The sequence below is a fragment of the Gilliamella sp. B2828 genome (assembly GCF_026537125.1).
Lineage (GTDB): Bacteria > Pseudomonadota > Gammaproteobacteria > Enterobacterales > Orbaceae > Gilliamella.
In genome coordinates, this window is the sequence record NZ_JAFNMU010000003.1 from 167,859 (window position 1) to 181,336 (window position 13,478).

Annotated in this window: 11 protein-coding genes and 1 tRNA gene; all 12 read left to right on the top strand. The window is 34.9% G+C overall.

What is annotated here, in order from left to right; all coding sequences use genetic code 11:
• Window positions 1–10: 10 nt before the first annotated feature.
• The 12 genes from atpG to J3U19_RS04365 all read left to right on the top strand — a co-directional run bounded on the left by atpG (window position 11) and on the right by J3U19_RS04365 (window position 13,240).
• The gene (gene atpG / locus J3U19_RS04310; RefSeq protein WP_267340225.1) at window positions 11–880 is read left to right on the top strand and encodes a F0F1 ATP synthase subunit gamma; all 870 of its coding nucleotides are present in this window, start codon (window positions 11–13) and stop codon (window positions 878–880) included.
• Between the two features lie 47 nt (window positions 881–927).
• Entirely contained in the window at window positions 928–2,310 is a 1,383-nt protein-coding gene (gene atpD / locus J3U19_RS04315; RefSeq protein WP_267340224.1) for a F0F1 ATP synthase subunit beta, read from the top strand.
• Window positions 2,311–2,336: 26 nt separating this feature from the next.
• Window positions 2,337–2,762, top strand: coding sequence for a F0F1 ATP synthase subunit epsilon (locus J3U19_RS04320; RefSeq protein WP_267340223.1), 426 nt, complete (start codon window positions 2,337–2,339; stop codon window positions 2,760–2,762).
• 841 nt (window positions 2,763–3,603) lie between these two features.
• The gene (gene recC / locus J3U19_RS04325) at window positions 3,604–6,804 is read left to right on the top strand and encodes an exodeoxyribonuclease V subunit gamma (RefSeq protein ID WP_267340221.1); all 3,201 of its coding nucleotides are present in this window, start codon (window positions 3,604–3,606) and stop codon (window positions 6,802–6,804) included.
• Between the two features lie 8 nt (window positions 6,805–6,812).
• Window positions 6,813–7,610, top strand: coding sequence for a TatD family hydrolase (locus J3U19_RS04330; protein ID WP_267340220.1), 798 nt, complete (start codon window positions 6,813–6,815; stop codon window positions 7,608–7,610).
• A 44-nt stretch (window positions 7,611–7,654) separates the two neighbouring features.
• On the top strand, window positions 7,655–8,197 hold the full coding sequence (locus J3U19_RS04335; RefSeq protein ID WP_267345509.1) for a bile acid:sodium symporter family protein: 543 nt from the start codon (window positions 7,655–7,657) through the stop codon (window positions 8,195–8,197).
• A 163-nt stretch (window positions 8,198–8,360) separates the two neighbouring features.
• Entirely contained in the window at window positions 8,361–9,749 is a 1,389-nt protein-coding gene (locus tag J3U19_RS04340) for an MFS transporter (RefSeq protein ID WP_267340219.1), read from the top strand.
• Window positions 9,750–9,769: 20 nt separating this feature from the next.
• Window positions 9,770–10,402: an MBL fold metallo-hydrolase gene (locus J3U19_RS04345; RefSeq protein WP_267340217.1), complete on the top strand. Its 633-nt coding sequence runs from the start codon at window positions 9,770–9,772 to the stop codon at window positions 10,400–10,402.
• Window positions 10,403–10,565: 163 nt separating this feature from the next.
• Window positions 10,566–11,156 (top strand): biotin transporter BioY, encoded by a 591-nt coding sequence (locus J3U19_RS04350; protein ID WP_267340215.1) that lies wholly within the window; start codon window positions 10,566–10,568, stop codon window positions 11,154–11,156.
• A complete protein-coding gene (locus tag J3U19_RS04355; RefSeq protein WP_267340214.1) occupies window positions 11,126–11,716 on the top strand; it encodes a YiiX/YebB-like N1pC/P60 family cysteine hydrolase in 591 nt (196 codons plus the stop codon). Before J3U19_RS04350 ends, J3U19_RS04355 begins: the two co-directional genes overlap by 31 nt.
• Window positions 11,717–11,811: 95 nt before the next feature.
• Window positions 11,812–11,887, top strand: a tRNA-Asn gene (locus J3U19_RS04360).
• A 627-nt stretch (window positions 11,888–12,514) separates the two neighbouring features.
• The gene (locus J3U19_RS04365; protein WP_267340213.1) at window positions 12,515–13,240 is read left to right on the top strand and encodes a type 1 glutamine amidotransferase; all 726 of its coding nucleotides are present in this window, start codon (window positions 12,515–12,517) and stop codon (window positions 13,238–13,240) included.
• Window positions 13,241–13,478 lie beyond the last annotated feature (238 nt).

Genomic DNA, 13,478 nt, shown 5'->3' on the forward strand with positions numbered 1-13,478 from the left:
GAGGTAAAAAATGGCTAATGCAAAAGAAATTAGAACAAAAATTGCCAGTATCCAAAGTACGCAAAAGATTACTAAAGCAATGGAAATGGTTGCCAATTCTAAAATGCGTAAAACACAAGATAGAATGGCCGCAAGTCGTCCATATGCTGAGATGATTCGAGAAGTAATTGGACATTTAGCGTTAGCTCAGATAGGCGCCAAACATCCTTATTTAGAAGAAAGAGATGTAAAGCGAGTTGGCTATCTTATCATTTCAACTGATCGTGGTTTATGCGGTGGTTTAAATATCAATCTTTTCAAAACTGTCATTGCTGATATGTCAGCATGGCAGGAAAAAAATGTTGAAGCTGATGTTGCTTTGATTGGTTCTCGAGGTGTTTCATTTTTTTCATCAGTAAAAACAAACATCTTAACGCAAGTCACGAATTTGGGTGACGAACCAACTTTATCCGATTTAATTGGACCGGTAAAAACAATGCTTGAGGCATATGACAATGGCAAAATTGATAAATTATATATTGTTACGAATAAATTTATTAATACCATGTCACAAAAACCAACAATACAGCAATTATTACCATTACCGCAATCAGAAGATAAAGCGCTCAAAGCTTCATCATGGGATTATATTTATGAGCCTGATGCTAAATCACTATTAGATGTGATTTTACGTCGTTATATTGAATCACAAGTCTATCAAGCTGTGGTTGACAATCTAGCGAGTGAACAAGCGGCAAGAATGGTGGCCATGAAAGCAGCAACAGATAACGGTGCAAACTTAATTAATGAATTACAAATTGTGTACAATAAAGCACGTCAAGGTGCGATCACAAATGAATTGATTGATATTGTATCCGGTGCAGCCGCTGTTTCAGGTTAGTGCTAAATATTGGCTTATAGTTAAGAAAAAGACGTAGAGGATTAAAAATGGCTACTGGAAAGATTGTCCAGATCATCGGTGCGGTGGTTGATGTCGAATTCCCAGAAGATGCAGTACCAAAGGTATATGATGCATTAGAAGTAGAAACCGGCGCTGAAAAATTAGTTCTGGAAGTTCAACAACAATTAGGTGGTGGTGTTGTTTGTTGTATCGCAATGGGATCATCTGATGGTTTAAGACGTGGACTTAAAGTAGTAAATACAGGTCACGGCATCGAAGTACCCGTCGGTACTAAAACACTTGGTCGTATAATGAACGTACTAGGTGATCCTGTTGATAAAGCAGGTCCAATTGGTGAAGAAGAGCGTTGGGCAATTCACCGAGCAGCACCAACTTATGAAGAACTAGCTAACTCGACTGAATTACTGGAAACGGGTATCAAAGTTATCGACTTAATTTGTCCATTTGCTAAAGGTGGTAAAGTTGGTCTGTTCGGTGGTGCAGGTGTTGGTAAAACTGTTAACATGATGGAATTAATCCGTAACATCGCTATCGAACATTCAGGCTACTCAGTATTTACCGGGGTAGGTGAACGTACTCGTGAAGGTAATGACTTCTATCACGAAATGAAAGAATCAAACGTACTTGATAAAGTATCGTTAGTATATGGTCAAATGAATGAGCCACCTGGAAACCGTTTACGTGTAGCGTTAACGGGCTTAACCATGGCTGAGAAATTCCGTGATGAAGGGAAAGATGTTCTTCTATTCATCGATAATATTTACCGTTATACCTTAGCTGGTACTGAAGTATCTGCGCTATTAGGTCGTATGCCTTCAGCGGTAGGTTACCAACCAACATTAGCAGAAGAGATGGGCTTGCTACAAGAGCGCATTACTTCAACTAAAACAGGTTCAATCACTTCAATTCAAGCGGTATACGTGCCAGCCGATGACCTGACTGACCCATCACCAGCAACAACTTTTGCTCACTTGGATGCAACGATCGTATTGAGTCGTCAAATTGCCTCATTAGGTATCTACCCTGCGGTGGATCCATTAGATTCAACCAGTCGTCAGTTAGATCCATTAGTTGTTGGTCAAGAACACTATGATTGTGCTCGTGGCGTTCAGTCAATTTTACAACGCTACCAAGAATTAAAAGATATCATTGCAATTCTTGGTATGGACGAATTATCAGAAGACGATAAATTAACCGTTGCTCGTGCACGTAAAATTCAACGCTTCTTATCTCAACCATTTTTCGTGGCGGAAGTATTTACAGGCTCACCAGGTAAATATGTACCATTGAAAGATACCATCAGTGCCTTTAAAGGAATTATGAATGGCGATTATGATCACATTCCGGAACAAGCATTCTATATGGTTGGTTCAATCGACGAAGTAATTGAGAAAGCGAAATCTCTATAAGAGATTCATTGAACGGAGATAGTATTATGGCACTAACTTCCTATCAATTAGAAGTTGTTAGTGCTGAATCTCACCTATTTTCAGGTGATGTTCAGCGAATCAGAGTCACAGGTCAAGAAGGTGAACTTGGGATCTACCCTGGTCACACTCCCCTACTTACCATGATTAAACCGGGTATGGTAGGCATTGTCAAAGCAAATGGTGAAGAAGAGTTTATCTACCTTTCTGGTGGCGTATTAGAAGTTCAACCGAATATTGTGACAATCTTAGCTGATACCGCAATCCGCGGTGAAGACTTAGATGAAGCAAGAGCACAAGAAGCAGTAAGACAAGCGCAAGAACATATTAATCATCCAAGTGATGATATGTCATTTGCTCAAGCATCAGCAGAGTTATCAAAAGCTTTGGCAAAAATTCGCGTTATCGAATTAACACGCCGCATAGGGCAATAATTAGCTTTTTACTGTGTTAGCATAAAATAGAAGGTTACATCTTATTGATGTAACCTTCTATTTTATTACACTTTTTAAAGCAATAAAATTAACCCAGTCAAAATAACAATCACTGAAAATCAGTTTATTATCATTCGCTACTTGTATTACCAATTTTTATCTCTTTAACAAATCATGACTACCCATATATAACCATATAAATTTATTGATTAAATATCAAATATACCGCAAACCTCAGGATGATTCTACGCTATTATGCGATTGATAAACGATCCAAAAGAGACCCATTATATTAAAACTTTTATTCGCTTATCCCCCCCTGTCTAATACACTACAGCAAATGTCTATGCCAGATTCTGCAAATATTTTTCAAGGATACATTTATATTTATTTGAATAATCGTTATTTCGCTAAATACAATCAAAACGAATCGGCAATAGTCTTGATTTGTCTATATGTTAATAGAAGAGTTGAAGCTTTTAGTGCGATTTGGCACCCAAAAATATCATGTTAAGCTATGATAACCAGCTTAAACACTTAGTAAAAGCATAAATTGGCATGAGCCATAGTGTATTTGCTTAAGAGGCTTAAGAGAATATTGCCATTTTTGTTAAAGCCCTTATATAATTTAATATAAAATGAAATGTTATACACAAACGTTTGATTAATATAACTCATTATATATTATTAATATCTTTCTTTATTTTCTTGCTAAAACGTTTTGACAAAAATCTATCATACTATGTGATATTTATAATCTAATTGTTTAAAATTACTGTGCTAGATTTATTAGTCGCTATCGGCGATAATTTGAGTCAATTTATATAACATTAATGTGATCATGTTTACCATTTACCATTCCAATCAAGTTGATTTACTCAAGACACTGTTAAGTGAATTGATGCGCAGACAGCCATTAGAAGATATCTTTACACCCGATGTTGTGATGGTGCAAAGTCAAGGTATGGGACAATGGTTGCAAATTGCTTTAGCAGATGAACTGGGTATAGTAGCAAATGTTGATTTTCTTTTTCCGACCCAGTTTATTTGGCAACTTTATCAAAGTTTATTGCCTGATGCGCCAGTTGAAAACAGTTATAGTATTGAGACAATGACTTGGCGTTTGTATTATTTACTTCCACAAATTATTGAGCAAGGCGAATTTAACACACTTAAACATTATCTTAATATTGATAAGCAAGATCGAAAGCTTTATCAGTTAGCAACCCGCATTGCCCGCTTATTTGACCAATATTTGGTTTATCGTCCTGATTGGCTAGCAAAATGGGAAGCGAATCAAACTGTTGACGAACTCAATCATCATGCCGATGAAATTTGGCAAGCAGAATTATGGCGACAACTGATTGCAATTAGCCAGCCCTATCACCGTGCGAATATTTATCAACAAATGCTAGAAATTTTGTTAGATGATAATTTCGATAGCACTCGACTAAATCAGCTTCCCGAACGTATTTTTATTTTTGGTATCACCTCGCTACCACCTATTTATCTTTCCTTGCTATCAGCACTAGGGCTACATATTGATGTACATTTAATGTTTAATAATCCTTGTAAATGGTACTGGGGCGATATTGTCGAAAAACAGCTATCCGACATTTTAAATACACCGGATAAGATCCCAAATCCATTATTAACCTCGTGGGGAAAATTAGGTCGCGACAATTTATTTTTATTACAAGAATTTAATAGTAAACAAGATATTGAAGCCTTCGTCGATCAAGAACGCTCTTGCTTGTTACACGCTATTCAGCAAGATATTTTAGAACTTTATCATAATAATTCGAATAATAAACACCTCGCTATGTCCGATAAATCCATTTCGTTCCATATTTGTCATAGCGAACAACGTGAAGTCGAAATATTATACGATTATCTGTTATCGGTTTTTGATGCAAATCCTGACATTGAACTTCGCGATTGTATTGTGATGGTTTCAGATATTGATCGCTATGTACCTTATATTCGTGCCGTATTCGGTAATGCCAGTGGTGATCGTTATTTACCATTTACGATTTCTGACCAAAAGGCTCGTAATATCGATCCAATCGTTCAGGGATTTTTTGCTATTTTAAACTTTCCCAATAGTCGATTCACTGCAGAAGAGCTATTTAATTTACTGGAAATTCCCGCCATTGCTGAAAATTTTGCTATTAATGAATCACAATTAATTTTATTGCGAACATGGATTATCGAATCTGGTATCCGTTTTGGTCTGGAAAGTGCACACAGTTGGCTATTCGGACTTGAGCGATTATTGCTTGGTTATACCATGAATAGTGAACAAGGGGGTTGGCAACAAATTTTACCTTATGATGGTGCCACAGGATTAGATGCTGAGCTTATCGGTCAATTGGCTCAGTTCATTAAAGTTGTTCGTAAATGGTTTATGATACTAAATGAAGCCAAACCATTATCTGAATGGCAAGGTTATTGCCTTGAACTAATTAATGACTTTTTTAAGCATAATGAGCAACGCGATGCTCTTTTATTAATGATAGAAGATGAATGGGAACAATTAATTAATAGTGGCCTAACAGCTCAATTTACCGAACTTATTTCGATCACTGTTTTGCATGATGCAATGCAGGCTCGTTTAGAACAAAATCACTTAGCACATCGTTTTTTAGTCGGTAAAATCAATTTTTGTACTATGATGCCTATGCGATCTATTCCATTTAAAGTAGTTTGTTTGCTCGGTATGAATGATGGCGACTACCCAAGAACATCACTACCGCTGGATTTTGATTTAATTGCCAAATATCCAAGACGAGGCGATCGCAGTCGTCGAACTGATGATCGTTATCTATTTTTAGAAGCCATTTTATCCACTCAATATCAACTCTATATCAGTTATGTCGGACGTGATATGAAAGATAATAGCGAACGTTACCCATCCGTACTGGTTGATGAACTTTGGGAATATATTGTTCAATATTATGGTGAATCAACAAAAAACACAGAAAACAATATTGATTTTTTAAAAGTTTTTCACACTAGAACGCCATTTAATCCTTTAAACTTTTTACAAGAACCGAAAAGTTATGCCGATGAGTGGTTACCGGCTGCCTTGAAAAAAGGAGAAAGCCAAACATTCATTAGTCAAATACCAGCTATCAGTATTGATTGTATTAATCTTGATGAATTAAAACGTTTTTTTCAACACTCTATTCGGTTTTTTTTGCAAAAACGGTTTAATTTTTATGTCAGTTATCTTGATGATACTTTACCTGATGCCGAAAACTTTAATCTGGATAACTTAAAACGTTATCAACTCAATGTGCAAATTTTAAATCAATTAATTACTCAAACATCTAAAGATTCAAAAGTTCTTTATCAGCAATTAAGATTAACTGGTGAGCTGCCTGATGGCGCTTTTGGTGAGATCATTTATGATGAGCAAAGCGAAGCTATGCAATCTTTAGCAGATAAAATCTGTCAAGAACGGTTAGAGATGACCAGTGAGGAAGTCAATATAACAATTGAGGTAAATAATCAACATTACCCACTTCAAGGTTGGCTAACACATTTGCAATCCGATGGTATTTTAACTTGGCGACCATCAAAACTTTCAATTCGTGATGGTATTTCATTATGGATAGATCACTTGGTTTATTGCATTTTATACCGTGAGAAAGTTGATAGCCAAAGCCGCATTTATGGTCGTGATGATCAAGAATGGCGATTTTCGCATTTAGATGCCAACGAGGCATTAACTTACTTAACCCCACTAGTTGAAAGTTTTTTGCAAGGCATCAATCAACCGTTATTAATGCCAATTCAAAGTGCGTGGAATTGGTTAACCTTTGCTTATAATAAAAAAACAGGCGAAATTGTTGATAGTGATAGGGCTAAAAATCAGCTTATGAATACTTGGCAAGGGATTCTTTTTCAATCATCAGAATGCGACAGCTACTATGAACGTTTGTATCCTGAATTAACTGAAGAACAAGTTGAACAAATCATCGATTTTGCTAAGCAATTTTTATTGCCAATTTTATTACATCAAGTAACAGTAGAATAGGAGGCATTATGTTCATAGATACACACTGTCATTTCAATTTTCCTGCTTTTTTGACAGCGTTAGACAACTCAATGAATTGTATTCGACAAGCTAAAATTGCCAGTTTAATTATGCCTGCCATATCAGCAGATCATTTCAGTCAAATTCTGCAACTCACTGAGCAATATGATGAACTTTATGCCGCACTGGGCTTGCATCCTATCTATCAACATTCTCATACTGATCTTGAAAAATTATCCGATATCATTAGTACTTCTCCTAAAAAATTAGTTGCCATTGGCGAAATCGGCTTAGACCGTTATGACATTTCCGTAGATTGGCAACAACAACTTACTTTTTTTCGAGCTCAACTGGCGTTAGCTAACCGCTATGAATTACCCGTTTTAATTCATTCACGTAAAACTCATGATGTAATTTATCATGAGTTACATCAAGCTAATTTACCGTGTCGTGGCGTGATCCATGGTTTTTCCGGTAGCTATCAACAAGCAATGCAATTTATCAAATTAGGCTATTATATTGGTGTAGGTGGCGTAATAAGTTATGCTAGAGCAAATAAAACACGCCATGCCATTGCAAAGTTACCTCTCGAAAGCCTAGTATTAGAAACTGATGCCCCTGATATGCCTTTAAGCGGTCGACAAGGGCAAATAAACCGTCCTGAAAACATTGTCAATATATTTAATATTCTTTGTCAATTACGTATTGAAGATTCAGAACAAATATGTAGAACGATTCTAACAAATACCTTGACGCTATTTAGCAGAATTAATAATATGAAAATTCAAAACCAAGCACATCAATAACTTTTTAATTATTAATAGGTTAATTAGACACAAGGTGATGCTTTATGTTTCAACGCCGTAGTCGTATTTTTGTGCAAACCATTATTTCGCTTACTCGATTATTTCCGTTATGGGCAATTCTTTGCGCAATAGTTGCCTATTTATTACCTAATGCATTCCTTCCAGTTCGACCACAAACATCACACTTATTGATGTTTGTAATGTTTTCTATGGGAGTAACGTTAAGTATTAATGATTTTAAAAGAGTGGTGGCGAAACCTAAGGCAGTCATCATTTGTATCTTACTGCATTATATTGTTATGCCATTCACTGCTTTAATCTTATCTAAATTACTTACTATGCGACCTGAGTTATTAGTCGGGCTGGTTCTAGTTGGTAGCGTAGCTAGCGGTACAGCCTCCAATGTGATGATCTATCTAGCTAAAGGTGATGTGGCGTTGTCAGTTACTGTCTCATCAGTTTCAACTCTTATCGGTGTAGTGGTTACTCCAATTCCCACTCTTTTACTCGTTGGTACAACGGTTGAAGTTCCCGTTTGGGATATGTTAGTGCATCTTATCCAAATTGTTCTCATTCCTATTATTTAGGGAAACCCGTTAAAAATAAGAAAAAATCTAACAATTAATTGTGAATATTGTAAAATAACATTTACTCACTCTCTTACTTAATAATAATCGATATGAGAGTATAACCTTAGGATTTACTATGATCCTTCTCTTCCAGCATAACAATCAATTTTAGGCTGAAAAAATGAATAGCGAATTCCAGTTACCACCCTTTGTTTATCGAATATTACCTTGGATTGCTGCATTTGCATTTTTTATGCAATCACTTGATACCTCAATTTTAAATACGGCTTTGCCAACTATGGCTAAAGATCTCAAAGAATCACCGCTAAACATGCAATCAGCAGTAATATGTTATGCAATAACATTAGCGTTATTTATTCCAGTAAGCGGCTTTTTATCGGACCAATTCGGGACACGAAATATTTTTGTAATGGCTGTATCGCTTTTTACCTTAGGATCACTACTTTGTGCCTTGTCCAATTCATTATTTTTTTTAGATATATCACGGGTTATTCAAGGTGTCGGCGGATCAATGATGGTACCTGTTTCACGTTTAGTTTTGATTAAAGCATTTAAACGCAATGAGTTCTTAGCCGCGTTAAACACAGCAACGATTCCAGGTTTAATCGGTCCAGTACTAGGACCGGTTTTAGGAGGCTACCTTGTAGATATGGTAAGTTGGCACTGGATCTTTTTTATTAATTTACCAATTGGTATTGTCGGGATAATGATTAGCTTAAAATATATGCCTAATATAAAAGGCAAACGAATGCCTTTTGATTCATTTGGATTTATCTTTATCATTATCACTTTTATTAGTGCAACCCTTAGTGTTGAATGTTTAAATCAAGGTCAACAATATTATTTACCGCTGGGTCTTGCTGTCACTAGTCTAGTTTTTTTATTTATTTATCGCAGCTATGCAAAAAAGAAACAAGCCCCTCTATTTCCTCTCTCTTTATTTGATATACGAACGTTTAAAATAGGCATTATCGGTAATTTAGTCTGTCGATTAGGTATTTCTGGAGTGCCTTTTCTTATTCCTTTATTTCTACAAGTTGGTTTTGGTTATTCGGCAATTTTTGCTGGAATGATGCTCATGCCAATGGCAATTGCATCGATTTGTACAAGGTTTTTTATTACTCGGATTCTTGCTCGTTTAGGCTATCGTTTTGTACTAATGGCAAATACCATCTTAGCAGGAATTTTGATCCTTTTAATGTCATTATTAAATTTAACTACTCCTCTTTTGATATTAGGTGTTTTGCTATTTTGTATTGGAGGCATCAATTCAATGCAATTTACTTCAATGAACAGTATAACGTTAGCCAATTTACAAGGAGAAAGCACAAGTAGTGGTAATAGTTTAATGGCTGTCAATCAACAGTTAGCTATCAGTTTTGGTACTGGTTTTGGTGCTTTATTGGTAAGATTATTTGGTAAAACAACAACGACTATTCACGCTTTTCAATTAACCTTTGTTATACTAGGTATTGTAACTATGCTATCAAGCGTGATTTTTGCTCAATTAAAAAAACAAGATGGTCAGAATTTAACGGCTCGCCATTAAGCGACAAGGAGATAACGATTATGTTTCAGTATCAAATCATTCCAGTTACGGATTTTCAAGAAAATTGCAGTATTATCTGGTGTAACGAATCAAATGAGGCTGCTTTTATCGATCCCGGTGGAGAGCCAGAATTACTCAAGAAAGCGGTTGAAAAGCTCGGGGTTAATATCAAACAGATTTTATTAACACACGGTCATTTAGATCATGTGGGCGCCGCCACTGAATTAGCGAAACATTATGATGTTAAAATCTTTGGTCCTAGTCAAGAAGATGAGTTCTTATTTACAGCCTTACCACAACAATCTATGCAATTAGGTTTTCCTTATACCGAAAGTTTTTTACCCGATCGTTGGTTAAAAGAAGGGGATCAAATCCAAGTAGGAAATATCACCCTTGATGTGCTATTTTGTCCGGGACACACACCAGGTCATATCGTATTGATCAATAAGCAAGATAAACTGGCATTTGTCGGTGATGTACTTTTTAAAAATAGTATTGGACGCACAGATTTTCCACGTGGTAACCATTCTGATTTAATTTCGTCAATTAAAAACAAGTTATTGCCACTTGGTGAAGATTTTATTTTTGTGCCGGGACATGGCCCTATGTCCACATTTGGTAATGAGCAATACAATAACCCATATTTAGTTTAAACAATCCATTATTTCTTTTGTTATCACATTTTTTATATGAAAATGTGATAATGGATCTCGCCTTAACCATTATATAAGTAAACTTTTAAAATAAAAAATAGTTTACAACTTAAAACATTGCGCTATTATAACGCTATGATTTAGGTATTAAAGGTAGAAAACAATGAATAAACAAATGACGTCTTATTATCCAACATTTATCACAACAATGATTGATTTATCCTCATGGCAACGTAAGCTCTTGGCTACAACAAGTTCCGCATTACTGTTAGGTGTAGCAGCTAATGTAAGTATTCCAACCTACCCTGTGCCATTTACTTTACAATCATTAGCCGTATTGCTAATTGGCGCTTTTTTAGGTCGTAAACTCGGTGCATTAGCCATACTTCAATACCTGTTTTTAGGCGCAATGGGATTGCCACTGTTTGCCAATGGCAGCAGTGGATTTATGGCACTAGTATCGCCTTCTGCTGGTTATCTATATGGGTATGCATTTAGTGCTTATATTGCTGGATTTGCTGCCGAGAAAGGTTACGATCGTCGCTTTCTTTTAGGATTGATCGCCTTTGCTTGTGCCCATCAATTAATCTTTGTATTTGGCGTAACTTATTTAATGGGTTATTTACATATTTCACTTACTGAAGCATTACAAGTAGGTTATTTTCCTTTCGTAGGTGTTGATGCGCTCAAGTTTATCATTGCTACTTGTGTTATGTTTTCATTATGGCGTTATCATGCAAGAAAACACCGATAAAGATGCAAGTTGGTGATATCATTTTTCAATCTCAGAATGAGCAAAGCGAGTTTAATAAAGCAATTACTCATTCTGGTTCCTTGATGAATTCAAACGACATAATGAATCAAATAAACCATGTCGGCTTATATATTGGCAACGATCTGGTCATTGAAGCGACCCCAAAACATGGAGTTATTAAGCAACCTATTAAATCTTTTTTAGCAACAGCTCAATATAATTGGGTTGCAACTATTAACAATAACGTTGTCATTAAAAATGCATTAATTCGTGTTCAAGACTGTTTAGGATTACCCTATAACCATAGTTTTCGTTCAGATGCGAAAGGATTTTACTGTAGTCAACTTATTACTTATGCTTTTAAATATGAATCAGGTAAAGACTATTTCAACCTTTATCCTATGAACTTTAAGAATTTAACCACTGGTCAGATTCTCCCATATTGGATCAATTATTATCGAGAACTAAAACAAATGATCCCTCAAGGGGAGCTTGGATCACATCCACAACAACTATTAAGACAAAAGAAACTATTTAAAACTATCCTAACAATTAAATAATGATAATAAGTTAAAAATTAATCAAACAAAGAATTTCCGATAATTAACTATTGACATAACCCCAGTAAATCTATAATATGCACGCCACATTGGATTCCTCCATAGTTCAGTCGGTAGAACGGCGGACTGTTAATCCGTATGTCACAGGTTCAAGTCCTGTTGGAGGAGCCAACTTTTCACATTATTTCCATTTGTAGCGAAGATTTTTACCTTTCACTTCTTGCTTATTCTTATTAATCCCCATACTAAAAATTTTAATTAAACAAGTAAACAAAACTTACTGACTTGATACGATGATTTAATTTATCCGCTATAAAAATAATTAAAAAAAGTACCATAATCATCGTTGGTATAATTTTCTTCTAATATATTTGGTTTTCTTTTTATCATGCGATAGTCAAATAATCATTATTAGCATAATTAACATTGCTTTGTTAGCAAACTAAATCACATCAAACTATGAACATGAAAATATCAATTTTTCGTAACCTTTATTTATTCATGTCATTTAATTTAATTTTAAGATTATAAATTAACCACTTAGTTAAAATAATGATGAAGACGAGTTTATAGAAAAATAATGTTATTTTTCTTATTTTAAAAAATGGTTTAAACGATGTAATTAAAGATGAATATAACGGTACTCATCGAATTTATCATTACATATGCAATTATTGAAATACAAATATTTTGTTTTTATCCCTGTTATCGCTTAATATAGTGTTGAGTGTTTTTTTAAGATAATTAATATTAAATTTCTTATTTACTAATTTAATAATTTCAATATATTAGAGATCTATGCATATCCATTTTATTATTCATGAAGAATTTGAAACACCAGGCGCCTACGAACAATGGGCAAAAATACACCAACATACTATTAGTTATTCACGTGTTTATCTTGGCGAAGCACTACCTGATAATATCAATCACATTGATTTTTTAATTATTATGGGTGGACCACAATCCCCGGCAACGACAAAGCAAGAATGTACGTATTTTGATTCATTAGCTGAACAAGCAGTAATTTTATCAGCAATTCAATCAGATAAAGTTGTTATTGGTGTTTGCTTAGGATCACAATTGATTGGTGAAGCATTAGGTGCCACTCATGAACACAGTCCAGAAAAAGAAATTGGCAAATTTCCAATTACATTAACTGATGTGGGCAAGCATCATTCTCTATTTACGCATTTCGGTGATAAATTAGCGGTAGGTCATTGGCACAATGATATGCCAGGATTAACTAAAGATGCTCAAATAATTGCTTATAGTGAAGGCTGTCCGCGGCAAATTATTGCTTACAGTAAATTCGTTTATGGTTTTCAATGTCATTTGGAGTTAACACACAAAGTAGTTGAAAAACTTATCTCTCATTCACTAAATGATCTCAATCAAGCTGCGAATTATCGCTTTGTTGATACACCAGATATGTTACGTAATCATGATTACAGCCAAATGAATTTAAAACTTTTTGTTTTTCTTGATAAGTTGAGTTTAGATTATCTATCAAGCCCAAAATAGATAGAAAGTTAACCATTAGGAAAATGAAATGACGCATGGCAATATTGTTCGAAAATCTCAATAATACAATTAGTTAAGATTAAAGCAAAATGAAAAGTATTTTATACTAAATATCTAATCCAATTGTGTTGTTGATAAAAAATACTTGTTGCTATCCCCATAAACAATAGGGTGTTATTTTTGTCACAAGTACTTAACCATGTTGATAGGTATCGATAATGTAATAAAATCACTAATT

What these genes read in the sequence shown, in the direction of transcription:
- atpG (WP_267340225.1), top strand. Translation starts at nt 11, where the DNA reads ATGGCTAATGCAAAAGAAATTAGAACAAAAATTGCCAGTATCCAAAGT.
- atpD (WP_267340224.1), top strand. Translation starts at nt 928, where the DNA reads ATGGCTACTGGAAAGATTGTCCAGATCATCGGTGCGGTGGTTGATGTC.
- J3U19_RS04320 (WP_267340223.1), top strand. Translation starts at nt 2,337, where the DNA reads ATGGCACTAACTTCCTATCAATTAGAAGTTGTTAGTGCTGAATCTCAC.
- recC (WP_267340221.1), top strand. Translation starts at nt 3,604, where the DNA reads ATGTTTACCATTTACCATTCCAATCAAGTTGATTTACTCAAGACACTG.
- J3U19_RS04330 (WP_267340220.1), top strand. Translation starts at nt 6,813, where the DNA reads ATGTTCATAGATACACACTGTCATTTCAATTTTCCTGCTTTTTTGACA.
- J3U19_RS04335 (WP_267345509.1), top strand. Translation starts at nt 7,655, where the DNA reads ATGTTTCAACGCCGTAGTCGTATTTTTGTGCAAACCATTATTTCGCTT.
- J3U19_RS04340 (WP_267340219.1), top strand. Translation starts at nt 8,361, where the DNA reads ATGAATAGCGAATTCCAGTTACCACCCTTTGTTTATCGAATATTACCT.
- J3U19_RS04345 (WP_267340217.1), top strand. Translation starts at nt 9,770, where the DNA reads ATGTTTCAGTATCAAATCATTCCAGTTACGGATTTTCAAGAAAATTGC.
- J3U19_RS04350 (WP_267340215.1), top strand. Translation starts at nt 10,566, where the DNA reads ATGAATAAACAAATGACGTCTTATTATCCAACATTTATCACAACAATG.
- J3U19_RS04355 (WP_267340214.1), top strand. Translation starts at nt 11,126, where the DNA reads ATGGCGTTATCATGCAAGAAAACACCGATAAAGATGCAAGTTGGTGAT.
- J3U19_RS04365 (WP_267340213.1), top strand. Translation starts at nt 12,515, where the DNA reads ATGCATATCCATTTTATTATTCATGAAGAATTTGAAACACCAGGCGCC.